The organism is Burkholderia sp. THE68, from assembly GCF_009938265.1.
Taxonomy (GTDB): domain Bacteria; phylum Pseudomonadota; class Gammaproteobacteria; order Burkholderiales; family Burkholderiaceae; genus Caballeronia.
This window is the reverse complement of the sequence record NZ_AP022316.1, coordinates 1246141-1270452: the sequence shown is the minus strand read 5'-3', so window position 1 is coordinate 1270452 and position 24312 is coordinate 1246141. Positions and strand designations below refer to the sequence as shown.

Below are 24312 nucleotides of genomic sequence, written 5' to 3'. Positions count from 1 at the left end.
CACGCTATGAGCTTTCGATGCCGAGCGCCGTAATCAGGCGCTCGCGTCGTCCCAGCGCCTCTAGCGAACGCTTGCCGAGATGGGCCGCGACGAGATTGAGCAGGCCCTCGCAGAACACGAGATACGCGCCCATGCTGTTGCTGAAGAAACTGCTCTCGTGCGGAATCAGGAACGCGTGACGCGCGGGCGGCACGCCGAAGCCATAGCAGACGAAACTCGTGAGCGCGCTGAACTGGCGCAGGCCATGCACGCGCCCGCGCTTCGTATCGGCGAGCAGACGCGCGGCGCCGCGCAAATCCGCAGGCGATAACTGCGCGATGAAGCCTTTCCACATTGCCGATCGAATCCTGCATAACGAGGGGTGGCGTCAGGCGCAGCTTGCCAGCGAGAGCAAGTCGAGGAACTGTGTGCCGGCGTCCGCGAGCATGCCGGAGTTGTCGATCTTCACGACCTGCGCATGCGGCGGCAATTCGAACGCTGGCCGGCGCGCGAGACGCGCTTCGATCTGCCGCGCATCTTCGCGTGCGCGCCGCGCGAGGCGCGAGGCGAGCACCGCAGGCGTCGCATCGATATGCACGAAGCGCGCGTCGGGATAACGCGCGAGCGCGAGTTCCGCGTGTTGCCGCGAGCCGTTCACGACGACCGGCATGCCGCGCGCAAGCCACGCATCCAGTTCGATGCCGATGCCATAGCGCAGCCCGAGGCTTTCCCAATGCATCGCGAAGAGGCCGTACGACAGCCTCGAAGCGAATTCGTCGTGCGAGAGCACGATATGGTTCTCGCCGTCGGCGGCCGGGCGCGTGATATAGCGGTGCGCGAACATCACGCGTGTGCCGACGCGTTCGCGGGCGAAGCCGAGCAGCGAGTCCTTGCCCGCGCCCGAAGGCCCCATTACATAGATCAGCTTTGCGCTGTCGACCTTGGTCATGCCACGACATCCTGTGCGTTGTTGAACGGAAGGCGCTGCCACAGCGTGAACGGCGCGCCCGGTTCCGGCTCGATGAAAAGCGCCGCGCCATGCATCGGCAAGGGGCCGAGCGTCTCGATGCGGCGATTCCACTCCGACACGATCGACGCGCGTGCGTTCGCGTCATCGAGCGAGTCGGAGAGCGTCATGTGGAAGCGATATTCGTCGAAGGCATACGGATAGCCCCATTCGCGCAGCAACGCGATTTGCCGCGCGCTCATGCCATCGGCGATGCGGCGCTCGATGCTTTCGTGCGAGGGCATCGCGCGCACCGCGCGAAGCGCCTGCAGCGCGCCGGCGGCGAGGGTGCGAAGCGTGTCGTCGTCGCGGGAAACGGACGGGCGCAACGCGACGAAACGGCCCATTTCGGCGGGCCGCACGGGCATCTCGAAGCGCGGCACGGAAGCGGCCCATGCACGCGCGCACGCGAGCACGTCCGCCGGCTCGACGCCTGGCGCCAGATGAAACGGAGCGATGAGCGTCGCATGCCAGCCGTAACGGCGCGGCGCGTGCGTCACGGCGTGCACGGGCGTCGCGGTTTCGCGACCGTTCTCGGGATCGCGCCCGAGCCAGTCGCAGCCTTCGCGCCACCAGGCGGACGTCGCGGGCGGCGCGTAATAGAGCGCCATGCGTGGCTTGGCGGCGATGCTCATAGATCGTGCTCGACCAGCAACTGCACGCGATCCGCCGCGAAATGCGTGATGCCGTACTTGATCGGCACGCCTTTCTCGTCGACATCGACGTTCTCGACCCACAGCACCGGCTGCTGCCGATTGATCTGCAAACGCCGCGCCACATCCGACGAAGGCAGCACGCTGCCGATACGGCTCCATTTGCGCGTGTAGTCCTTCACGCCGAACCGTTCGAGCGCCGCGCTCATGCCGCCCGCCGCTTCGATGGCCTCGGGCAGATCGTTGAAACGCGCGGCCGGATACCAGTTGCGCGCATAGGTCATCGGGATGCCGTCGGAATCGTGACGCGTCTCGATCTGGTAGACGAGCGTGCCCGCGCGCACGCCTAGCGCCTTCGCGACGGACGGATCGGCCTTCACGCGCTCCGAGCTCAGCACGACGCCCGCCGACGTATGCTTCTGGCGCCGCAGGTTCTCCGTGAAACGCGTGCGCCGCCCGATCTGATAGTCGATCGCGCCAGGCTGAACGAACGTGCCGCGTCCCTGCTCGACGCTCACGAGCCCCGTCGCCGCGAGCCGCAGCATCGCGCGGCGCACGGTGTGGCGGTTCACGTCGAAGCGCTTCGCGAGCTCCGCCTCGCTCGGCAGGCGTCCTTCGTCGCCGAAGCTCTTCGCGGCGATCTCGGCGGCGAGGATCTGTTCGATCTGCCGCCAGACCGCGACCCCCGCACCGCGCTCGACCGCATGAAGAGGCGCGGCATTTTCACTGGATGTCATTGCGCTGTCATTCCTGTCGGTTTGAATATCGTTCTCCCGGATTGTAGTGCGCAACTCGTGATGAAAATGTGAAAGCTTCTCCACATGATTAAACGTCTAGACGACTAGATAAGACGACGAGTAGCATAACGCGACCGGATCCTTCCAGACATAGGGAAAGCGATGAGTACTTCAATGGAGCCGCAGGACGCCCCGGCCCGCCGCGCATGGATGGCGGTGCTGGCGCGCACGCCGCGCGACACGCTGAAACAGGCGCTGGACGCGGCGCTCGATGGCGCGAAGGTGCCCGACTATGAGTGGCTGCGCGCGCCGGACATCGGGCTTGCGATGGTGCGCGCGCGCATCGGCGGCACGGGCGATGCGTTCAATCTCGGCGAAACGACCGTCACGCGCGCCACGCTGCGCTTGCGTACCGGCGACGGCAGCGCGCCCGTCGGCGTCGCGGTACACATGGGCCGCGACAAGGAGCGCGCGACACTCGCCGCGCTCGCCGACGCGCTTCTGCAAATGCCGCGTTTCAAGGACACATTGCAGACGCGACTGATCGCGCCGCTCTCCGCGCGCATCGCCGATGAACGGCGACGCAAAGAGGCCGAAGCGGCGGCGACCAAGGTCGAATTTTTCACGATGGTGAGAGGCGAATGATGCAGATCGACATGACCACGCTCGTGCCCGGCTTCAAGGACACGGTGCACGACGCACAGCGCGTATTCCGCGCGCTGCTCGATGCGCTGTCGCGCCCGGGCAGCATCGTCGCGATCGATGCCGCGTTGCCGGACAATCACGCCATGCGCGATGGCCTCGCCGGGCGCGTGCCGCTCGCGGCGTTCGCCTCGCTGCTGGCGCTGACGGATTATTCGACGCCGGTGTTCATCGAACGCGAAGACACGGTGCTCGGCGATGCGCTGCGCTTTCACGCGAGCGCGCCCCTGACACGCGATCGCCGCGCGGCCGCGTTCGCCTATCTCGACGATGCGCGCACCATGCCTTCGCTCGATGCGTTCTCGCACGGCGATCCCGAAGCGCCCGAGGACGCCGCGACGCTGTTCATCCGCGTGCCGTCGCTGAGCGAAGGCGAGCCGCTCGTGTGGCGCGGCCCCGGCATCGCGCAATCGCGCACGGTCGGCATTGCGGGGTTGTCGCGCGAGTTCTGGCGCGAGCGCGCGGCGCTCACCGCGCTGTTTCCGTGCGGCATCGATTGCTACTTCGTGACGGGCGGCGCGCTCGTCGGCCTGCCGCGCACGACGCTCGTGGAGGTGAACTGATGTACGTCGCGGTCAAGGGTGGCGAACGCGCCATCGAACGTTCATGGGACGTGCTCGCGAAGCAGCGTCGCGGCGATGTCGCCGTGCCCGAGTTGTCCGTCGCGCAGATTCGCGAGCAGATGCGTCTTGCCGTTGCGCGCGTGATGACGGAAGGCTCCGTCTACGATGAAGACCTCGCCGCGCTCGCGATCAAGCAGGCGGCGGGCGATCTCGTCGAAGCGATCTTCCTGCTGCGCGCGTATCGCACGACATTGCCGCGCTTCGGTTACACGCTGCCGGTCGATACGGAAGCGATGTGCGTCGAGCGCCGGATCTCGGCGGCCTTCAAGGACATTCCCGGCGGCCAGATGCTGGGCGGCACGTACGACTACACGCAACGCCTGCTCGATTTCACGCTGCTCGCCGAAGGTGAAGCCGTGAGCGATGCAACGATCGCGCGCAAGGACGTGGAAGCGAGCGCGATGCCGCGCGTGCTTTCGATGCTCGACAAGGAAGGTCTGATGGAGCAGGAGCGCGCGCACGAGAATGCGCCGGAACCAGGCGACCTTTCGCGCGAGCCGCTGTCGTTTCCCGCCGATCGCCCGACGCGTCTGCAAAATCTCGCGCGCGGCGACGAAGGCTTTCTGCTCGCGATCGGCTATGCGACACAGCGTGGCTACGCGCACAGTCATCCGTTCGCGGGCGAGATCCGTCACGGCGAAGTCGCGGTGGAAATGCATATCGACGAACTGGGCTTCGCGGTCGAGATCGGCGATATCGACATCACCGAGTGTCAGATGATCAACCAGTTCGCGGGCAGCGGCGACGTGCCGCCGACCTTCACGCAAGGCTATGGCCTCGCGTTTGGCCATTCGGAACGCAAGGCGATGGCGATGGCGCTGGTGGATCGCGCCTTGCGCGCGCAAGAGCTGGGCGAATCCGTGGGCTCGCCCACGCAGGACCCGGAGTTCGTGCTGTATCACAGCGATAACGTGGAAGCGTCGGGATTCGTGCAGCATCTGAAGCTGCCGCACTACGTCGATTTTCAATCCGAGCTGGAATTGCTTCGCCGCTTGCGTGCGGCGCATGGCGCGGATGACAACAAGGAGAATGCGGCATGAACGCACTCACCGAAGGTTATAACTTCGCCTATCTCGACGAGCAGACCAAGCGCATGATCCGCCGTGCGCTGCTCAAGGCGGTGGCGGTGCCGGGCTATCAGGTGCCGTTCGCGTCGCGCGAAATGCCGCTGCCTTACGGTTGGGGCACGGGCGGCTTGCAGGTGACCTCGGCGATCATCGGCGCGGGCGATACGCTGAAGGTCATCGATCAAGGCTCCGACGAGACCACGAACGCGGTGAACATCCGCCGCTTCTTCGCGCGCACGGCGGGCGTGGCCACGACCACGCGCACCGCCGATGCGAGCATCGTGCAGACGCGTCACCGCATTCCGGAGACGCCGCTCACGGAGCAACAGATCATCGTCTATCAGGTGCCGATGCCCGAGCCGCTGTTCCGGCTGGAGCCGCGCGTGACCGAGTGCCGCAAACTGCACGCGCTCGCGGACTACGGCCTCATCAACGTGAAATACTATGAGGATATCGTGCAGCACGGCAGCATCGCGACGACCTACGATTATCCGGTGCTGGTAAACGACCGCTATCTGACATCGCCCTCGCCGATCCCGAAGTTCGACAACCCGAAGATGCACATGAACGCCGCATTGCAACTCTTCGGCGCGGGCCGCGAACGCCGCATCTACGCGATTCCGCCTTATACGAAAGTGAAGAGCCTGGATTTCGAGGATCATCCCTTCAGCGTGCAGAAGTGGGAACACGCCTGCGCGCTGTGCGGATCGCACGAAAGCTTTCTCGACGAGATGATCGTCGACGATCAGGGCACGCGCATGTTCGTCTGTTCCGACAGCGACTACTGCCACAGCCGTCGCGATGACGATGAGGTGGCGCAATGAACGCACTGCTCAAAGCAACGCGCCTGACGAAGCGCTACGACGGACGCGGCGGTTGTGTCGATGTCGATCTCGAGGTCCATCCGGGCGAAGTGCTGTGCATCGTCGGCGAATCGGGTTCGGGCAAGTCGACCTTGCTGAACGCGCTCGCGTTACGCAGCGAGATCGACGGCGGCGCGCTCGCGTACACCACGCGCGACGGCGAAACGCTCGATCTGCTGACGCTCGCCGAACCGCGCAGACGTCTCTTGTCACGCACCGAATGGGGCTTCGTGCACCAGAACGCACGCGATGGCCTGCGCCGCAACGTATCGGCGGGCGCGAACATCGGCGAGCCGTTGATGGCGATCGGCGCGCGCCACTATGGCCGCCTGCGCGAGACGGCGGCGGACTGGATGAGCCGCGTCGAACTGGATGCGGCGCGCATCGACGAATTGCCTGCGGCGTTTTCGGGCGGCATGCAACAGCGTCTGCAGATCGCGCGTAATCTGGTGACGGGACCGCGCCTCGTGTTCATGGACGAGCCCACCGCCGGCCTCGATGTATCCGTGCAGGCGCGTCTGCTCGATCTGCTGCGCACACTGACGAGCAAGCTGCATCTCGCGGCCGTGATCGTCACGCATGATATCGGCGTGGCGCGTCTGCTCGCGCATCGGCTGATGGTGATGAAGGACGGACGTGTCGTCGAGAGCGGCCTGACGGATCAGGTGCTCGACGATCCGCAACATCCTTATACGCAGACGCTCGTTGCGTCGGTGCTGCCCGTTTGAGGTGCGAGACATGACCATGAATTCCTTTATCGACAACGACCGTCTGATGTTGCAGGCGCGCGGCATCGAAAAGACCTTCACGCTGCATCAGCAGGGCGGGGCGCGCATTGCCGCGCTCTCGGGTGTGTCGCTCGATGTGGAGCGCGGCGAGTGCGTCGTGCTCGCGGGCGCATCGGGCGCGGGGAAGAGCACGTTCCTGCGCTGCATGTACGGCAACTATCTCGCCACGCGCGGCACCATCGCGATTCGCGACGACAGCCGTTCGTCGCGCCATGTCATGCTGACCGACGCCGCACCGCACGACATCATCCGCCTGCGCAATACGACGATGGGCTACGTCAGCCAGTTTCTGCGCGCGATTCCACGTGTATCGTCGCTCGATCTGGTCGCCGAGCCGCTGGTGTCGCGTGGCGTCGATGAAGCCGAAGCGCGCGAACGCGCGAGCGCGTTGCTCGAACGCCTCAACGTGCCGCGCCGCCTGTGGACGCTCGCGCCCGCGACGTTCTCCGGCGGCGAGCAGCAGCGCGTGAACATCGCGCGCGGGCTGATCGCGGCGCATCCGCTGCTATTGCTCGATGAGCCCACCGCGTCGCTCGATGCCGAGAACCGCGACGTGGTCGCCGATCTGATCGTCGAGGCGCGCGAGAAGGGCGCTGCGATCGTCGGCATCTTTCACGACGAGGACACGCGCGAGCGCGTCGCGACCCGCATCGTGCGGCTCGCGAGCGCCAGCGCAGCATCCATCCAAACCGACTCCGGAGTGTTGCAGACATGCTGATCAGTAATGCGCGCATCGTGACGCGCGACGAAGATTTCGTAGGGACCGTGCGCGTCGAGGACGGGCGTATCGCGGAGATCGCGCCGGGCAATACCGCCGCGCGCGAGGCAGAGGACTGGGGCGGCGACTATCTGTTGCCGGGTTTCGTCGAGCTGCATACGGACAACATCGAGAAGCATCTCGCGCCGCGTCCCGGCGTGCTGTGGAATCACGAAGCGGCGATCATCGTCCATGACGCGCAAGTGGCGTCGGCGGGCATCACGACCGTGTTCGATGCGCTCGGCGTCGGCTCGCGTCCCGAAGACGGCGTGCGTGGCCGCGAGTTGCAGGTGCAGTGCGCGAAGTCGATCGGCAAGTTCGTCGAGCGCGATCTGCTGCGCGCCGATCACTTCCTGCATTTGCGTTGCGAAGTGGGCACGACGGATGTGGTCGAAGTGTTCGATTCGCTGTCCACGCATCCGCTGTTCAGACTGGCTTCGGTGATGGATCACACGCCGGGGCAACGGCAATGGCAGGACCACGCGAAGTGGCGCAAGTATCAGGAGCGTCACGGCAAGTGGAGCGACGAGCACGCCAGCAAGATCCTCGCCGAACTCGCGGAGCATCAGGAGCGCTATGCGGCCAAGCATCGCGCGGAGATCGTCGAGCGTTGCAGGCGGCTGAACATCTCGCTCGCGAGCCACGATGACACGCTCGTCGAGCACGTCGAGGAAGCGGCGCGCGACAACATCTCGCTCGCCGAATTCCCGACGACGCTCGCAGCGGCGCGCGCCGCGCGCGAGCATGGCATCGCGACGATCATGGGCGCGCCGAACGTGGTGCGCGGCGGCTCGCATTCAGGCAACGTGTCGGCGCTGGAACTGGCGCGCGAAGGTCTGCTCGACATTCTGTCGTCGGACTATGTGCCGTCGAGCCTGCTGATCGCCGTGTTCGATCTGGTCGCGAAGGCGGGCTGGTCGCTGCCGCGCGCGGTCGCGACGGTGTCGTGGGCGCCCGCGCACGCGGCCGGTCTGACCGATCGCGGCGCCATCGCTACGGGCCTGCGCGCGGACTTCGTGCGCGTCGCGTCGGTGGACGGCGTGCAGGTGCCGCGCGAAACCTGGCGCGCGGGCCGGCGCGTGTCCTGACGGCGCGCGCTTCATTTCCCTTCTTTCCGATAGCCACGCGTCAGCGCTTCGTCATACACGGGTAAGCCCGCGTTGACGAGGCGCAAGCTTCTTCAGTACCCTCTCGCGAGTTCGCTATGTGAATCAGTGTTCGTATAGCGAACTTTTAATGCCGATCGGGCACGCATCAACTATCGAAGAGGGAATGAAGTGAGTAGAAGTCCTGCCGTGAACGTACAGACGTTCATCAACGAACATCCGTTCTCGCCGTTTCAGTGGCTCATCTTCGTGATGTGCTTCGTGATCGTGCTGCTGGATGGTTTCGATACCGCCGCCATCGGCTTCATCGCCCCTTCGCTCGTCACCGAATGGCAGATCAGCCGTCCGGCGCTCGCGCCCGTGCTGAGCGCGGCGCTGTTCGGGCTGGCGGCGGGCGCGCTGCTGTCCGGGCCGCTGTCGGACAAGCTCGGCCGTCGCGCGATGCTGCTTTCGTCGGTGCTGCTGTTCGGGCTCGCGTGCCTCGCGTCGTCGTTCTCCGCCGACATCACGCAACTGACGACACTGCGCTTCATCACCGGCGTCGGTCTCGGCGCGGCGATGCCGAACGCCGTCACGATGATGAGCGAGTTCTGCCCCGACAAGCGCCGCGCGACGCTCATCAACCTGATGTTCTGCGGCTTTCCGCTCGGCGCGGCGTTCGGAGGCTTTCTCGCGGCGTGGATGATTCCGCATTTCGGCTGGCGCAGCGTGCTGATGCTCGGCGGCATCGCGCCGCTCGTGCTGTCGGTGCTGCTGATCGTGAAGCTGCCGGAATCGGTGCGCTACATGGTGGCGAAGGCGAAGCCCGTCGAACGGATTCGCGCGACGCTCGCGCGCATTTCGTCCGACGCGATGCAGGCAGGCTCGTTCTTCATGACCGAAACCGCGCCCGCCGCGACGGGGCAAAGCGGCATCAGCGTGGTGCTGTCGCGCCCGTACATCGTCGGCTCGGTGATGCTGTGGCTCGCGTACTTCATGGGCCTCGTGATCTTCTATGCGTCGATCAACTGGATGCCGATCCTGCTCAAGGAATCCGGCCTGCCGCCGCAAAAGGCGACGCTGATTTCCGCGCTGTTCCCGCTCGGCGGCGTCGGCGCGGTGCTGTGCGGCGTGCTGATGGACAAGTTCAACGCGAACCGCATCATCGCGGCGTGCTACGCGCTGACCGCCGTGAGCGTGTATCTGATCGGCCAGGCGGTGGGCAACGTGGGCCTGCTCGTGCTCATCGTGTTCCTCGCGGGCGTGCTGATGAACACCGCGCAATCGTCGATGCCAGCGCTCGCCGCCGCGTTCTATCCGACCCAGGGCCGCGGCACGGGCGTCGCGTGGATGCTCGGCATCGGGCGCTTCGGCGGCATCGCGGGATCGTTCCTCGTCGCCGAGCTGACGCGGCTGCATTTCAGCTTCGGCGGCATCTTCGCGACGATCGCGGTGGCGGGCGTCATTTCGGCGGTCGCGCTGCTGATCAAGCAGGCTGCGCATCCGCAGACGGCCATCGCAGGCGATCTCAAATCGACCGAGCCAGTCGGGCATTGATTCGATTGATCGTGGCAGGCAACGCCCCGCGTGACTCTGGTTACGCGGGGCGTTGTCATTTTCTGCGCCACGCATCGCGCCGCTAAAGAACCCTCACGCCCTGCCGATAAATTGCACGTAGCTTTCGATCACGAGGCCGCGTCGCATGCGCGCGCGCAAACGTAAAACGGCTCACGATCGGAAGCTCGCAAGCGAGCGCCAGCCCCGGCGCACCCACCGGCCCCTTCAACCCGATCGTGAATAAACTTTCCTTCAAGACCAAGCTCATGAGCACCGTGGGCTTCGTATGGCTCAGTCTCATCCTGCTGTGCGCGCTCAACGCGATCTCCACGAAACACTCGCTGATGCGCAACCGTGAAAGCGCGCTCGCCGAGCAGGTTCAATCCGCGACCAGCGTCGTCAGGTTCTACGTCAAACAGGCGCAAAGCGGCGCGCTGCCCGAAGACGAAGCGAAGAAGCTGGCCATCGCCAGCGTGCGGGCGATTCGCTACGGCACGAGCGGCTATCTCGGCATCCTCGATTCGAAGCTGTTCCAGGTCCTGAATCCCGTGCGCCCCGACACGGAAAACAAGATCAACGATTTCATCGACAGCACCGGCAAGCATTTCACCGCCGAGATCGTGAAACACGGTCTCGACGGCTCGCACATCACGACGTATCTGTATCCGAAGCCGGGCGAGCAGGAGCCGCTGCAGAAGATGACCTACGGCGACTACGTGCGCGAATGGGACTGGCACGTCTACACGGGCGCGTATATCGACGACATCGACGCGGCCTTTCATGCGATCGTGCTCAAGTCGCTGTTGCTGATCGGCGTGATCGGCGCGGCGCTGACGCTCGCGATGGCGTTCATCATCCGCGGCGTGCTGAAAAGCATCGGCGGCGATCCGCGCGATGTGGCGATCGTCTGTCAGCGCATCGCGGCGGGCGATCTCGCGCAGACCGTGCAAGTGACGCGCGGCGACGAATCGAGCCTCATGCATTCGATGCACACGATGCAGTCGCGTCTCACGCAGACCATCGCGCAGATCAAGCTGGTCGCGGACGGCATCACGGCGGCGTCCCGCGAGATCGCGGACGGCCATCACGATCTTTCGTCGCGTACCGAAGAACAGGCGGCGTCGCTCGCGGAAACGGCATCGAGCATGGAAGAACTCACCTCGACCGTGCGTCTGAATTCCGACAACGCCGGACAGGCGAGCCAGCTTGCCGCGAGCGCGTCGTCGACGGTGGAAAGCGGCAGTGGCGTCGTGCTCGGCGTCGTCGCGACGATGGACAGGATCGCGGGCAGCTCGGAGAAGATCGTCGATATCATCGGCGTCATCGAAGGCATTGCGTTCCAGACCAACATTCTCGCGCTGAACGCGGCCGTGGAAGCGGCGCGCGCGGGCGAGCACGGGCGCGGCTTCGCGGTGGTCGCATCGGAAGTGCGCGCGCTCGCGCAGCGCTGCGCGGCGGCAGCGAAGGATGTGAAGACGCTCATCGACGAATCCGTGACGAACGTCACGGCGGGGCAGGATCTCGCGCAGCAGTCCGGCGACACGATGAAGCAGATCCTCACGTCCGTCACGCGCGTGAACGACATCATGAGCGAGATCTCGTCCGCTTCGTCGCAACAGACGCAGGGCATCGAGCAGGTGGGTGTCGCGATCACGCAGATGGACGCCGTCACGCAGCAGAACGCGGCGCTCGTCGAACAGGCGACGGCCGCCGCCGCCGCGCTCGCGGTGCAGGCGGAAGAACTGAAGCGCGCAGTCGCCGTGTTCAGAACCTGAAGATCCGGGCGGACGCGCCTTTCAGTGCGCGCTCCGGTGTTTGTGAATCGTCAGACCGTGGCATAGCGCGTGCTGACTCGTATCGTGCGAACCGGCCGCTGCGCGCGCGGCGGCCGGCAGGCAAATCAAGCCGCACGAATCGCATTTTGCAAACCGCCAACCGGAGTGATCGACATGAAACGTTTCGCCCTTCCCGCCACCGCGGGCGCATTTGCGCTCGTCTGTGCGTCCGCTTTCGCGCAGGACAATCCGCCGAGCTCGAACACGGGCCTACAGGCCGGCGACAATGCACAAACGACGACGCAGCCCGCACAGTCGAAATCCCACGCGCACAAGTCCACGCATTCGAAGCAGGCGCACAAGAGTCCGATGAACGCGGGCCCGTCCACCGCGCCGAGCGGGACAGCGACGCCGAGCGGCCCCGGCGCGCCCGTCAGCGCGAGCGGCTCGGGGCAGTAGCGCGCGACGCGCATCAGCGCACGAAGGTGCCGAGCCCGTCCTCGTCGTAGTACTCGAGCGTCACGCGATCGCTGAGAAACGATACCTTCGATATCGTGCCGGGATTCGCGTTCTCGTTGACGAGCGTGAAGGTGAAGACATCGGCATCCCAATGCGAGATCGGCAGTGTCATCGGACGCGGGCCGATGAGAATCGCGAGCGCGCCGCCCTGATCGACCACCTGAATCGGCCCGAAGTAGTCGTTCCTGTACGTGCCGATGTAAGTCGACAGCGCACGCGCGGGCAGCGGCGAGGCCGGCGGCGTCGCGCCGACGAGCGAGCCGGACGGCTTCGACAGGGGCGCCAGCGCATCGCTGTACAGCTTGTACCAGTCGCGCTGGATCGAGCCGAACTGCACGATGTCGAAGAACTGCTGGTTGAGCGCTTCCGGCACGCCGATCGGGAATGCGTTTGTCAACGCGACGATCGCGAGATTCGTCGACGGCACCACCATGAAGTTGGTCGCCGCGCCCGCGCTGAACGCGCCCGAATGGCTGTACGACGCACGCCCGGCGCTCGTCTGGCCCACGTTGAAGCCGTAGCCGTAATAGCCCGCGGGATTGCCGCCGCCCGGCGGCGAGCTTTGCGCCTGCGCGGTGGTGGCCGCGGCGAGGGCGGCCGCATCGACGATGCGGTTGCCGTTGAAAACGCCCGCGCCGAGCATCATCGCGAGCCACTTCGCCATGTCGTTCACCGACGAACTCACGCCGCCCGCGGGCGATTGCGCATCGGGCATCGTGCCGAGGCCCTGCACCCACTGATTGCCGCGCTTCACGTGGCCGGTCGCCCGGTTGGATCGCGCGATGAAGTCCGCATAGCGCGAGCTGGTGCTCGTCATGCCGAGCGGCTTGTAGAGCGCGGTATCGGAGAGCGTCGCCCAGTCGATGCCCGCAGCGGCCGCCACGGACTCCGCCGCCGCCGTAAGTCCGAAGTTCGTGTAGAAGTACGAATGGCGAAACGGATGCAGCGGCAGGAAGCGCAGCCGCTGAAGCACTTCCGTTTGCGAGTAGCCCATGTCTTCGAGCTTGTCGCCCGCGTGGTCGGGCAAGCCGGACTGATGCGAATACAGATCGCCGATGGTAACGGCCGCGCTCACTTCTGCATCCGAGAGCGTGAACCACGGCAGATGCGCGCGCACCGGCGTGTTCCACGCGATGCCGCCCGCGCCCACCTGATGCGCCACGACCGACGCACCCACGGACTTCGACACCGACGCGAGCTGAAACACGGTATCGGCATCGACTTTCTGGCCCGAACCGATGAGCCGCGTGCCGAAGCCCTTCGCGTAGACGGTCTGCGTGCCGCGCACGACCGCGATGGCCATGCCCGGTATGCCGGTGCTGCTCAAAAGATTGTTGGCGAGGGTGTCGAGCTGGGATAGAGCGGCGTTGACTTGCGCGTCCGGCACGGGGCCGGTTTGCGTGCCGCCCGACGATTCCGATGCGTTGGCGTTGTCGGAATCCGAACCACCGCCGCATGCGGCGATCGTGCTGCATAGCGCCGCGCCCAGAAAGCGGCGGCGTCCTTCAGAAGGTCCCATACTCGCGTCTCCCCGATGTCGCGCACGTCGCGCGCAGAGCGGATTCTATCCGGTAAAGAATCCGTCAGGCGCGTGTCGTGGGACTGGAAGCGCGGCGCGCGTTACTTCGCGAACAGCGACGACATGTCGGCGAACGCCTTGATCTCGACGGCATTGCCGGACGGATCAAGGAAGAACATCGTCGCCTGTTCGCCGACTTCGCCCTTGAAGCGCACATGCGGCTCGATGACGAAGCGCGTACCCGCGGCGCGCAGCTTGTCGGCCAGTTCCTCCCATTGCGGGATCGACAGCACGACGCCGAAGTGGCGCACCGGCACGGCGTCGCCATCGACAGCGCTCGTCGTGCGATGCCCGGCTTCATCGGGCGCGAGATGCGCGACGATCTGATGCCCGTAGAAATCGAAATCCACCCAGGCGTCGGAGCTGCGGCCTTCCGGGCAGCCGAGCAACTCGCCGTAAAACTCGCGCGCGGCGGCGAGGCTGTGAACGGGAAACGCGAGGTGAAACGGCGGCATGGCGTGCTGAGTCGTGCTCATGGCGATGAATCCTTATTCGACGTGTGGGGAACGAAGGCCTCAGTGTATTGATAAATATTTGTGTTGAAAAACGATATATTGCGGGAGTCAGCCCCAATATTTTCGATGAATCGACATGCTGCGCGAACTTCAGACTTTCATCGCGGTGGCGCGCCACGGCACGTTCGCGGGCGCGGGCGCGCACATCGGTCTCACGCAATCGGCCGTGAGCGCGCAGATGCAGCGGCTCGAAGCGCATCTCGGCGTCGCGCTGTTCGACCGCACCGGCCGCTCCGCGACGCTCAACAAGGCGGGCAAGCGCACGCTCGAACTCGCCGACGAACTGATCGCGCTTTATGCGCGCCTCGCCGAGCCGGACGGCGAGGACGGGCGTGGCGGCTCGCTGTCGGTCGGCGCAATCGCGTCGGCGCATGCGGCGCTGCTGCCCGATGCGATCGGCGCGTTCCGGCGCGTGCTTCCCGCGTGGCGCATCCGGCTGGTGCCGGGCGTGTCGCTGAATCTGCTGGCGAGCGTCGATGCGGGCGAGATGGACATGGCCGTGCTCATCCGTCCGCCGTTTTCGCTGCCTGCGGAACTGCGATGGCGCACGCTCGCCGCCGAGCCGTTCGTGCTGCTCGCGCCCGCTGCGAAGAAGGGCGCGGGATGGCGCGAGCTGATCGAGTCGGAGCCTTTCATCCGTTACGACCGGCGCTCGTTCGGCGGCCGGCAGGTGGACACGTTTCTGACGAAGCGCCGCATCGCGGTGCGCGATTCGATCGAAGTCGACGAGTTGCCGGGCATCGCGCAGCTGGTGGCGCGGGGTCTGGGCGTGGCACTCGTGCCGGTGTCGGATGGCATCGGTGCATGGCCGCGCGGCGTGGTGCCGCTCGATCTCGGCGATGAGACGTTTCATCGCGAGATCGGTCTTGTCGAGCGGGCGTGGCGTGCGCGTGCCGATGAGCCCGACGCGGCGGCGCGCCTTGCCGACTGCATCGTCGAGGCGGCGGCGCGCGGCGCACGCGCACGAAGGCGGAACGTGCGGCGCGGCATCGCCTAGAATGCGTTGGAGCGTTCTCCCTCGGTGGATCTCCATGGACGACGAGCAGCACATCGGCGACGCGAAATCGCGTCTCGCGGAATCGGCGTTGACGCTTGCGCAGTCGGCCGCGCGTCGCGGGCGGTCGGCGCTTGCGTGGCTGGATCGCATCGATCCGGGTACGCATCGGCGCATCAAGGGTTTGCGGCTCGTCACCGCATACGGTCTCGCGGCGGCGCTCGGCGCGTTGCAGGACGTGACGCAGAGCGTGCCGGCCGGCGTGTCCGTCGGCGCGCTGGCGGGTGGATTCGCGCTGTGGGCGAGCGTGTCCGAGGCGCGCACGACGCGTTTCGAATCGAGCCGCGATCTCGCAGTGCTGTGCATCGCCGCTGCGTTCGGCGCGCTCACGTTCGCGTTGTTCGGGCCGATGCTGCGTGAATACGGGCGCGGCGGCTCCGAGCTCGTGCTCGTCACGGGCGCGTTCTTCGCGGGCTATCTGAAGCGCTTCGGGGTGACTGGCGCTGGCATCGGCTCGCAGCTTTATATCGGACAGTTACTCGCCTATGGGATGAATCTCGCGCCCGGCGATTCAAGGGCGATTCTGTTCGCCCTGCTGATCGGCATGCTGGCGGCGATCGTGCCACGCGTGCTGAGCGGGCCGGCGGAGCATCCGGCCGTGCTGCCGGCGCTGGCGTCCGAGCCCGCTTATGGCCGTCACGCGATATCGCCCGCGTTCGCGATGGGGTTGCAGGCGACGTGCGGCGCGCTCGTCGTGGTGCTGCTGAACCGTGCGATCGGGCTAGTGGAATCGGCATGGGCGATCACGGCGTGTGTGTATGTCGTGGCGACGTCGGCGGTGGGTACGGCGGAGCGCGTGCGGCGACGTATCTATGGGACGCTTGTCGGGGTGCCGCTCGGGCTCGTGTGTCTGCCGCTCGCGGAGCATTGGCCGGTTGTCGTGTGGACATTGTCCGCATTGGCGATGATCGCTTATGCGATGGCGTTGCCGGAGCGGTATGACATCGCCTGCGGGGCGTTCGCGTTTGTGCTGGTCGTGACGCTGGCCGCGAGTGGGGTGCATTCGGTTGGGCTGCTGACCGCGCGGGCCTGGGAGACGTTGCTTGGTGGGGCGTTGGGGTTGGTGGCTTCGCGGGTCGTTTTTCCGTTGCGGGTGGTTAGGGAGTGAGGGGGCTGGTTTCAAGCGCAAACGAAGAAGCAAAAAACCAGTCACCGCTTCGCCCGTACACACGCCGAGGCGGGCGGGCCGTGAAATTGCCTATTCGGCTGGAAGGTTGGAATTGGCGGGACAACAGACGTTGGGGCATTCGGGCAGGAATGAAATTTCGACCCGCTTGCCGTTTATCAGGCGTGCAGGCTCGTAGATATGCGTATCCGTTTCAATATCGCCCCTCAGAAATCCGAGTTGTGCAAGCAGTCGCTTCCCCGCAGCCAAGCGTGCCTCTGCTAGCCCCTGCGGATCATGCTCTGTCGCTTCTGCATGCCCGCTTACCTGGGTTATTTCCTTTGTAACGTGGTTAGCATAAGCGGCTCTCTGCTTTGCCACCCACTTCGCAAGTCGCAGGACTTCCGCCGTGGGGACGTCCCCACTGTTTGCATTGAAATAGATATCGAAGTTCTCGCTCGGAACGCAGGCGAGCGCGCCGGTCGATGCGATGAAGAGGAGGCTCGAAAGCGCTTTACATGCTGTAGATGACATAACCGGCAACGCTGTCTGCATTCTCAATGGCTTGTTCCGGGTTCGCCTTGCCGAAAGGAAGGCACTCTCTCATGAAGTATTTCCAATCCTTGGTCGCCATCGTGTCTTTGAAGTGACTCGCTTCATGAATCAGAGTCGAAACCATCGAGTCCTTTGCATAGGACATCGGTCGCATGTCGCAAAACGCGTCACGTATCGCGATGGTGTGCGTCACGGTATCTGGAGCACAAACTTCGGCTACCGCGCCGATGGCGTTTCTGGTGTTCGGCGTGCATGAAATATGCGTCGAGCGTGTCGGGTCCCATCGCACGAAGTTGTACGCGTTCAGATTCTTGAGAACCCGAGAGATGGCGGAAAGGCCATTGATAAGCCTTTGGCGGGTGGCTTCGTCACATCGACCGAACCAGGTATCGACACGCACTCTGTCTGCTTGCGACCACCTTTGGAGGTCCCTGAGACGGGCATTGGTCAAGTGAACCGCCTCATCTCTGCAATCCAATACCAGTTCTGCAAACTTTGCATTAGTCATATTCGAGCATATGCGCTCAGCGTTTGCGTCGATAGTCACGGACGAACCTTCGACGGTATTGGTCATTGACGCATGAATTTCGATGAATTCTCTTGCCATTGGTCTGCTTTGTCGTTTAGCCAAGTTGACAAGTCAGTATAACGAACTTACATGGATGAACCGTCAAGGATCGTCACAAGACGATCCAGCCACTGCATGTGGTGAATCACCGCCCCGCCACCCGAACCAACAACCGATCCAGCACCTCAAAATCCACCGGCTTGACAAGATGTGCATCGAACCCCGCCTGCGCGGAGCGCTCCTTGTCGCTGTCCTGCCCAAACCCGGTCATCGCGACGACCATCGCCCCCCCGATGAGCCGCTTCGAGCGCAGCGCCCGCAGCACCGCATACCCGTCCATATCCGGCAAAGCGAGATCGAGCAGAATCAGCTCGGGCGGAAAATGCCGAACCACATCGAGCCCTTCCTTGCCGTGATACGCGATACGCACGTCATGCCCTTTCATCTGCAACAGCATGGCGAGACTATCCGCCGAATCCTGGTTATCGTCGATCACGACGACGCGCAACCCATCGCCGACCTCCCGCGCGGCGCTTTGCGCGAGCACGCGATGCGGACGCGGCGCGTCATCCACCGATGCATACGGCAATCGCACCGTGAACGTGCTGCCCTGATTCGGCCCGTCGCTCGCAGCCGAAATCGACCCCCCGTGCATCTCGACGATCGACCTGCACAACGTAAGCCCGATGCCGAGCCCCGCCTCGCCAGGATTGAGATAGTGGTCCTCCTGCACGAACAGATCGAAGATGGAGGTGAGCCCCTTCTGCGAAATGCCACGCCCGGTATCGGATACCTTGAGCAGCAGCGCGCTCGTCTCGGGCTCGACTTCGACCGTGATCGTGCTCCCGCGCGGCGAGAACTTCGACGCATTGTTCAACAGGTTCTGCACGACCTGCACGAGCCGCGTGGGGTCGCCCATCACATGGACGGGATCGCGCGCCAGCTTCGTCACGACGCGCTGCGTGCGCTCGTCGATGAACGGATGCACGAGCTCGATGCTGCGCGCGACGATATCGCTCACATCGACGCGCGCCATGCGCAGATCGATCTTGCCCGTCGTGATGCGGCCCATGTCGAGCAGATCGTCGACGAGCCGGCCGAGATGCGAGGTCTGTCTGTCGATGATGTCGCGGCACGCGTTGACCCGCTGCGGCATGCCCTTTTCCATCTGCATCACGCCGATCGCGTTTCGCACCGGCGCGAGCGGATTGCGCAACTCGTGCGCGAGCGTCGCGAGAAACTCGCTGATGCGCCGGGACGATACTTCGAGCTGCTCGAGGCGCTTGCGCTCGCTCATGTCGCGCGTGACCTTCGCGAAGCCGCGCAGCACGCGATGCTCGTCGTACACCGCGGTGATGACGACGTTCGCCCAGAATAGCGAACCGTCCTTGCGCACGCGCCAGCCTTCGTTCTCCACGCGGCCCGTGCGGATCGCGGTCTGCAGTTCGATCTCCGGCAGGTTGGCGGCCAGATCCTCGGGACAGTAGAACGTCGAGAAATGCCTGCCCATGATCTCTGACGGCTGATAACCCTTGATCCGCATCGCGCCCGTATTCCAGCTCGCGATATGGCCGCCCGGGTCGAGCATGAAAATCGCGTAGTCGCTCACGCTTTCCACGAGCAGACGAAAACGTTCTTCCGACAGACGCAGCTTCTCCTCTTCGGCGCGCTTCGCGGTGAGGTCGCGCGTGCATTTCGCGTAGCCGATGATCTCGCCCTTCGTATCGCGCGCCGCCGTGATGACGACGTTTGCCCAGAACAGCGTGCCGTCCTTGCGCACGCGCCAGCCTTCATCCTCGAAGCGCCCGGTCGCATATGCCTGCTTCAGCTCGTACTCGGGCCAGCGGCGCTCGACCGCTTCCGCCGGATAGAAGCGCGACAGATGCTGACCGATGATCTCGTGCGCCTCGTAGCCCTTGATCCTGCGCGCGCCCGTGTTCCAGCTCGTGATGCGGCCGTTAAGGTCGAGCATGAAGATCGCGCAGTCTTCGATCGCATCGACGAGCGCGTGATATTGCGCGTGACTCATCGTGGGCTCGCCTGGCGTGTCGGGTCCGTGGTCGAGCTGGGGCACGGCTGCTCTCGATCTGGTCATGGTTCTGATGGTCAACGCAGCAGAGGAAGTCTGATTTCGCCAGTTTACCCGTTGACGACCCATCGCACCCGTGCCTCTTCAACAGGCGCCAGCGAGCCGCGCGCGGCGCTGTCGTGGACAAGGAGGAATGCGCAAAGCGCTCCCTACACAGCGCGCGTATCCATCCATTCCTATCCTTGCTTTTGAGGGGATTTCAACGCCGGTTCACGCACGTAGACTGCGTGCACATTTCAGAAGGTCGGTTGCTTGGCAGGCAGTGCAATGAGGCCGATTGAAGTGGTTATGTGAAACCCTCAGGAGCACTATCATGATCAGCAATCTCAAAGGCATCATCTTCGTCGCGGCGCTCGCGGGCGCATCCTACGCACTCGCAAGCGGGTATGGTCCCGCGCCGCATTACGCACCGATGGACGGCGCGCCCACATCACAACAAGGCATGAACATGCAGACCATTGCTCAGGATGCGCAACAGAGCAATGACGCGAGCGTCGATAAATCCAAGCAGCAAAGTCCGCTGATTCAGGCACAGGATTGAGCGTGCTGCATCACGTCGCGTCCCGCCGGTCACGCCGGCGGGACGCGTTCAGCGCTCGCCGTCGAAGAGCGTGCGCAACATGCGTTCGGGGTTCGCGAGAAACGCACGCGTCACCTTGAAGTGCTCGGTGTCTTCATAGGCGACCCGCGCGAGGCCGTCTTCCGTGAATTGATAGATCCACGCATCGGGGTAGGCCATGAGTATCGGCGAATGCGTGGCGATGATGAACTGCGAATCGTCATTGACGAGATCGTGGATGCGCGCAAGCGCGGCGAGCTGGCGCTGCGGGGACAGCGCCGCCTCGGGTTCGTCAAGCAGATAGAGGCCTTGTCCGCCGAAGCGTTCCATCAACAGCGTGAGGAAGGACTCGCCGTGCGATTGCTCGTGCAGCGACTTGCCGCCATAAGACGAGATGATCGGCGGGCCGAAGCCGGGTTCGTCGTCGAGCTGCTCGATTTCCGTCGCCACGTTGAAGAAGCTTTCCGCGCGCAGAAAGAAGCCGTCGCGCGGCCGTTTGAAGCCTTTCGCGATGCGCAGATACTCATGCAGCGCCGAATGCGACGCGCGCGTGCCGAAGCGGAAGTTCTTCGTGCCGCCTTCGGGATTGAAGCCCATCGAGACCGCGATCGCTTCGAGCAGCGTCGACTTGCCCGAGCCATTTTCGCCGACGAGAAACGTGACCTTCGGATGCGGTTCGAGCGTATCGAGCGCGCGCACGGCGGGCAGCGAGAACGGCCAGACGTCGAAAGACGGCGCCTTGTCGCGCATGAGCGTGATGCGGCTGATGTACTGGCTCGAGATCATCGGCGCCGCACGTTCAGTGGAACGCCTGATTCGCGGCGGATTTCGCGGCATTCTCCGCGCCCACTTTCTCGACCGTCTCCTTCGCGCGCCCGATCTCGATCTTTGGCATGAACAGCATCGCGATCACGGTGCCGAGCGCGATCACGAACATCGCGGTGAAGGTCATGTGCAGCGAATGATGCAGCACGAGGCGAATTTCGTTGTTCATCGCGAAATCGCCCGGCACGCTCGACAGCAGTTGCTTGAGCTGATCCGCATGCACGGGCGGCAGGCCGTCCGTATGCATGAGGCCGTAATTCTGCACCGCGCCGAACACGGCCGCGCCGAGCGTGTTGCCGAGATTGCGCGAAAACAGGTTCGATGCGGTGGCGCTGCCGCGCTCGAGCGGCTGCACGATCTCCTGAATCAGGATGAGGCACGACACGCTCGTGATGCCCATGCCGAAGCCGAGCACCGCGGAGCCGACGCCCGCCCAGACCGGGCTCGATTGCGGGCCGAGCAGCACGAACGGCAAGGCGCCGAGCGGAATGAACACCGGCCCGACCATCAGGAGACGCCGCAGGCCGATACGGCTGAACGCGCGCGACGTGAAGGTCGCGCCGCTCGGCCAGCCGATCATCATCATGGTGAGCGCGAGGCCCGCTTCCACCGGCGTGCGGTGCATCACGCCCTGCACGTACATCGGCAGGAAGGTGGTGAGGCCCATCATCGCCATGCCGGCCAGGAGGGTCGCGATGTTGCTCGCCGCGATCGGCCGATGCGACCACAGGCGAAACGAGATCATCGGATCGGCGGCGCGGCGCTCCTGCACCACGAAGCCCACGATCGCGAGCACCAGCACCGCGATCTCCACGCCGACGCGCGTGCTGCTCGCATGTCCGGCGTCGGTGAGCGCCATCATCAGCGCGGCGACGGCCGCCGTGAAAAAGAACGCGCCGGCGAAGTCGATCGCCGGACGGTCGTGGCGCTTTTCCTCGTGCAGGAAGAGCGTGAAGAGCAGGGCGGCCAGAATGCCGATCGGCACGTTGATCCAGAAGATCCACGCCCACGAGAACTGCCGGATCAAGAGGCCGCCGACCATCGGGCCGAGCACGGCGGACACGGCCCACACGCTCGCGAGATAGCCTTGCACCTTGCCGCGCTCGCGGGCCGGATAGAGATCGCCGACGACCGTCAGCGCGACCGGCAGGATCGCGCCCGCGCCGACGCCCTGAACCAGCCGGAACACGATCATCGCGGGCATCGACCAGGCGAAGCCCGCGAGCACCGAGCCGATCAGGAAGATCGCGATGCCCGCGAGCAGGGCGGGCTTGCGGCCGTACAGATCGGCGAGCTTGCCGAACACGACGGTGAGCGCCGTCTGCGTGAGCAGGAACGACGAGAAAACCCAGCTATAGAGATTGAGGCCGCCGAGCTGCGTGGCGATTTGCGGCATCGCGGTGGAGACGATGGTGGCTTCGATCGCGACCATGGCCATCGAGGCCATCACCGCTGCGATGACGAGGGGACGTGCCGTTTTGCTGTTCTGTGACATGCGTTTCGGATGACATGCCTTCCACGGCGCGCAACCGACGACGATGCGCGCGAGCGAAGCCATGCACGATGGATGAAGATGCGGCGGCGGCCTCTGGCTTGCGAATTCCTTGCAGCCAAAGCAATGTCGCCGATGAAAATGCGCCGGATGCAATGTTATCCCGCGCGGCGAAACGCTGCTCGACGAAGCTTCCCGCGCGCTCATTCAATGCTAATTCTTCGCGCCTAGGCTTGATTTCGTGGACGGACAGCGCGCTTCCTCCGGCGGCCGACGGTCCGTTTCACGTTCTCGTATCTCCTCAGCCCTTGGCGCCGGCCGCGTGCGGACCGGCGTTTTTTTCGGCGCGCCAAGCACATGTCCCCTTTCAGACCGAAATCACCGGGAATGTCGCCTAAAATCGAACGGGCTGGCGAAACGCCCCGTTCCCTTCCGAAGCGGCGATCTCGAATGATCAAATCACTGAAAAATCAACTCGTCGTCGCGCTCGGGCTGCTCGTGACGGTGATCGGCGTCGTGCAGGGCGTGAGTTCATATCAGTTGAGCAAGACCGGCATGAGCGCGCTGCTCGACCTGCGGCTCGAACAGGTGGCGGCGCGCATGCGCGACGGCTATGCCGAAGGCATTCCGGAAAATCCCGCGCGCGGCTCGCAGGACGATCGCGATGTCGTGGTCGTCGTGTGGAAGGCCGACGCCGATCTGCCGTTCCGCACCACCGACCCGTCCCTGCATTTTCCGCGCGACGCGCACGCGGGTTTCTCCGGCGCCGAAGTCAACGACGAGCACTGGCGCGTCTTCACGCGCCAGGAGCCGACCATGACGATTCAGGTCGCGCAACGTTCGTCGGTGCGCCGCGAGATCGCGCAGGAAGCCGCGACGCAAACGCTCTGGCCGATCGCCGTGCTGCTGCCGCTCGTGTGGATCGCCGTCGCGCTCGTCGTGCGGCGTTCGCTGCGGCAGTTGAATGAACTCGGCGCGGAGGTGCGGGCCATCGACATGGGTCATCTGCAGCCGCTGCCGACGGTCGGCGTGCCCACCGAGCTCGCGCCCTTCATCCATTCGATCAACACGATGATCGAGCGCCTCGCGACTTCGATCGAAAAGGAGCGCAAGTTCATCGCCGACGCCGCGCACGAACTGCGCACGCCGCTCACCGCGCTTCAGCTTCAGGCGGATAACCTCGCGCCGCATATCGTCGCCGGCAATCAGGAGCGGTTCCAGGAATTGCGCAAGGGCATTGCGCGCAGCGGCAAGCTCATCGCGCAGCTGTTGCGGCTCGCGCGCGCCGATGCGCCGGTGAGCGGCACGCCGCTGGTGCGCGTGGATCTGTCGGAAGTGGTGACGGGCGCGGTCGCCGACGTGCTGCCGATCGCGATTGCGCGCGGCATGGACATCGGCGCGGAGGAAATGCTCGACGTGCATGTGCGCGCGGTCGAGACGGACATCGGGATGGCGGTGCGCAATCTCGTGTCGAACGCGGTGCGCTATACGCCCGATGGCGGCACCATCGATCTGCGCATGCGGCGCGACGGCGACCTGGTGTGGGTCGATGTCGTCGATACGGGGCCGGGCATCGCCGAGGAGTTGCTGCCGCGCGTATTCGACCGTTTCTTTCGCGCGAACCCGGACGTGGAGGGCAGCGGGCTCGGCCTCTCCATCGTGAAGGCGATCGCCGGGCGCTATGGCGGCGACGTGACGCTAAAAAATCGCACCGACGCTCGCTCAGGCATCGTCGCATCGATCAGTTTTCCCGTGGAGGAGGTCAGCGAGAACGCGGCCGCGCCGGCATTGAACACATAAGGTTTTGCGCCGATTACAATGCATTCGCTGCGTGGCGCAAGGCGAATATCGCCGGTCAGT

24 protein-coding genes and 1 pseudogene are annotated in these 24312 nt (G+C 64.8%); 14 read left to right on the top strand and 11 right to left on the bottom strand.

From position 1 onward, the window contains the following. Positions 1–4: 4 nt before the first annotated feature. The 4 genes and pseudogenes from BTHE68_RS19430 to phnF all read right to left on the bottom strand — a co-directional run. Positions 5–347 (bottom strand): annotated as a pseudogene (locus BTHE68_RS19430) (MurR/RpiR family transcriptional regulator); the annotation flags it as partial. A gap of 20 nt (positions 348–367) precedes the next feature. Then, complete coding sequence (phnN, locus tag BTHE68_RS19425) at positions 368–928, bottom strand: phosphonate metabolism protein/1,5-bisphosphokinase (PRPP-forming) PhnN (protein ID WP_162067868.1); 561 nt, start codon at positions 926–928, stop codon at positions 368–370. Then, a complete protein-coding gene (locus tag BTHE68_RS19420; protein ID WP_162067867.1) occupies positions 925–1620 on the bottom strand; it encodes a DUF1045 domain-containing protein in 696 nt (231 codons plus the stop codon). The genes phnN and BTHE68_RS19420 overlap by 4 nt, the downstream gene beginning before the upstream one ends. After that, complete coding sequence (gene phnF, locus BTHE68_RS19415; RefSeq protein WP_162067866.1) at positions 1617–2375, bottom strand: phosphonate metabolism transcriptional regulator PhnF; 759 nt, start codon at positions 2373–2375, stop codon at positions 1617–1619. The genes BTHE68_RS19420 and phnF overlap by 4 nt, the downstream gene beginning before the upstream one ends. A gap of 162 nt (positions 2376–2537) precedes the next feature. Here phnF and phnG point away from each other — a divergent pair, with 162 nt between their 5' ends. The 10 genes from phnG (at position 2538) to BTHE68_RS19365 (ending at position 12051) form a co-directional block, all read left to right on the top strand. After that, complete coding sequence (gene phnG, locus BTHE68_RS19410) at positions 2538–3020, top strand: phosphonate C-P lyase system protein PhnG (protein ID WP_174258081.1); 483 nt, start codon at positions 2538–2540, stop codon at positions 3018–3020. After that, positions 3017–3640: a phosphonate C-P lyase system protein PhnH gene (gene phnH / locus BTHE68_RS19405; RefSeq protein ID WP_162067865.1), complete on the top strand. Its 624-nt coding sequence runs from the start codon at positions 3017–3019 to the stop codon at positions 3638–3640. The genes phnG and phnH overlap by 4 nt, the downstream gene beginning before the upstream one ends. After that, a complete protein-coding gene (locus BTHE68_RS19400) occupies positions 3640–4740 on the top strand; it encodes a carbon-phosphorus lyase complex subunit (RefSeq protein ID WP_162067864.1) in 1101 nt (366 codons plus the stop codon). The genes phnH and BTHE68_RS19400 overlap by 1 nt, the downstream gene beginning before the upstream one ends. Beyond that, on the top strand, positions 4737–5591 hold the full coding sequence (locus BTHE68_RS19395) for an alpha-D-ribose 1-methylphosphonate 5-phosphate C-P-lyase PhnJ (protein WP_162067863.1): 855 nt from the start codon (positions 4737–4739) through the stop codon (positions 5589–5591). Before BTHE68_RS19400 ends, BTHE68_RS19395 begins: the two co-directional genes overlap by 4 nt. Further along, a complete protein-coding gene (gene phnK, locus BTHE68_RS19390; RefSeq protein WP_162067862.1) occupies positions 5588–6358 on the top strand; it encodes a phosphonate C-P lyase system protein PhnK in 771 nt (256 codons plus the stop codon). Before BTHE68_RS19395 ends, phnK begins: the two co-directional genes overlap by 4 nt. A 10-nt stretch (positions 6359–6368) precedes the next feature. Continuing rightward, on the top strand, positions 6369–7136 hold the full coding sequence (gene phnL / locus BTHE68_RS19385; RefSeq protein ID WP_162067861.1) for a phosphonate C-P lyase system protein PhnL: 768 nt from the start codon (positions 6369–6371) through the stop codon (positions 7134–7136). After that, positions 7130–8263, top strand: a complete 1134-nt coding sequence (locus BTHE68_RS19380) for an alpha-D-ribose 1-methylphosphonate 5-triphosphate diphosphatase (protein WP_162067860.1) — start codon at positions 7130–7132, stop codon at positions 8261–8263. Before phnL ends, BTHE68_RS19380 begins: the two co-directional genes overlap by 7 nt. A 189-nt stretch (positions 8264–8452) precedes the next feature. Next, positions 8453–9817: an MFS transporter gene (locus BTHE68_RS19375; protein WP_162067859.1), complete on the top strand. Its 1365-nt coding sequence runs from the start codon at positions 8453–8455 to the stop codon at positions 9815–9817. A 236-nt stretch (positions 9818–10053) separates the two neighbouring features. Then, positions 10054–11592, top strand: coding sequence for a methyl-accepting chemotaxis protein (locus tag BTHE68_RS19370; protein ID WP_162067858.1), 1539 nt, complete (start codon positions 10054–10056; stop codon positions 11590–11592). Positions 11593–11766: 174 nt separating this feature from the next. Further along, positions 11767–12051, top strand: coding sequence for a hypothetical protein (locus BTHE68_RS19365; protein ID WP_162067857.1), 285 nt, complete (start codon positions 11767–11769; stop codon positions 12049–12051). A 13-nt stretch (positions 12052–12064) separates the two neighbouring features. On the opposite strand, the gene BTHE68_RS19360 is transcribed toward BTHE68_RS19365, so the two are convergent. Together BTHE68_RS19360 and BTHE68_RS19355 are read right to left on the bottom strand one after the other, a co-directional pair. After that, positions 12065–13630, bottom strand: coding sequence for a serine hydrolase (locus BTHE68_RS19360; RefSeq protein WP_162067856.1), 1566 nt, complete (start codon positions 13628–13630; stop codon positions 12065–12067). Positions 13631–13731: 101 nt separating this feature from the next. Next, positions 13732–14166, bottom strand: coding sequence for a VOC family protein (locus BTHE68_RS19355; RefSeq protein WP_162067855.1), 435 nt, complete (start codon positions 14164–14166; stop codon positions 13732–13734). A 115-nt stretch (positions 14167–14281) separates the two neighbouring features. On the opposite strand from BTHE68_RS19355, the gene BTHE68_RS19350 reads away from it, so the two are divergent. Together BTHE68_RS19350 and BTHE68_RS19345 are read left to right on the top strand one after the other, a co-directional pair. After that, a complete protein-coding gene (locus BTHE68_RS19350) occupies positions 14282–15202 on the top strand; it encodes a LysR family transcriptional regulator (RefSeq protein WP_162067854.1) in 921 nt (306 codons plus the stop codon). Between the two features lie 34 nt (positions 15203–15236). Further along, on the top strand, positions 15237–16367 hold the full coding sequence (locus tag BTHE68_RS19345) for an FUSC family protein (RefSeq protein WP_162067853.1): 1131 nt from the start codon (positions 15237–15239) through the stop codon (positions 16365–16367). Between the two features lie 90 nt (positions 16368–16457). On the opposite strand, the gene BTHE68_RS19340 is transcribed toward BTHE68_RS19345, so the two are convergent. The 3 genes from BTHE68_RS19340 to BTHE68_RS19330 all read right to left on the bottom strand — a co-directional run bounded on the left by BTHE68_RS19340 (position 16458) and on the right by BTHE68_RS19330 (position 19516). Beyond that, on the bottom strand, positions 16458–16919 hold the full coding sequence (locus BTHE68_RS19340; RefSeq protein ID WP_232077969.1) for a hypothetical protein: 462 nt from the start codon (positions 16917–16919) through the stop codon (positions 16458–16460). Then, entirely contained in the window at positions 16879–17526 is a 648-nt protein-coding gene (locus BTHE68_RS19335; RefSeq protein WP_162067852.1) for a M35 family metalloendopeptidase, read from the bottom strand. The genes BTHE68_RS19340 and BTHE68_RS19335 overlap by 41 nt, the downstream gene beginning before the upstream one ends. Positions 17527–17632: 106 nt before the next feature. Next, positions 17633–19516, bottom strand: a complete 1884-nt coding sequence (locus BTHE68_RS19330; RefSeq protein ID WP_162068281.1) for a PAS domain-containing hybrid sensor histidine kinase/response regulator — start codon at positions 19514–19516, stop codon at positions 17633–17635. Positions 19517–19889: 373 nt separating this feature from the next. Here BTHE68_RS19330 and BTHE68_RS19325 point away from each other — a divergent pair, with 373 nt between their 5' ends. Next, entirely contained in the window at positions 19890–20117 is a 228-nt protein-coding gene (locus BTHE68_RS19325) for a hypothetical protein (protein ID WP_162067851.1), read from the top strand. A gap of 48 nt (positions 20118–20165) precedes the next feature. On the opposite strand, the gene BTHE68_RS19320 is transcribed toward BTHE68_RS19325, so the two are convergent. Beyond that, the gene (locus BTHE68_RS19320; RefSeq protein ID WP_162067850.1) at positions 20166–20921 is read right to left on the bottom strand and encodes an AAA family ATPase; all 756 of its coding nucleotides are present in this window, start codon (positions 20919–20921) and stop codon (positions 20166–20168) included. 13 nt (positions 20922–20934) lie between these two features. Next, entirely contained in the window at positions 20935–22455 is a 1521-nt protein-coding gene (locus tag BTHE68_RS19315) for an MDR family MFS transporter (protein WP_162067849.1), read from the bottom strand. 447 nt (positions 22456–22902) lie between these two features. Between BTHE68_RS19315 and BTHE68_RS19310 the strand changes: the two genes are divergently transcribed. Next, the gene (locus BTHE68_RS19310) at positions 22903–24252 is read left to right on the top strand and encodes an ATP-binding protein (protein WP_162067848.1); all 1350 of its coding nucleotides are present in this window, start codon (positions 22903–22905) and stop codon (positions 24250–24252) included. Positions 24253–24312: the final 60 nt, after the last annotated feature.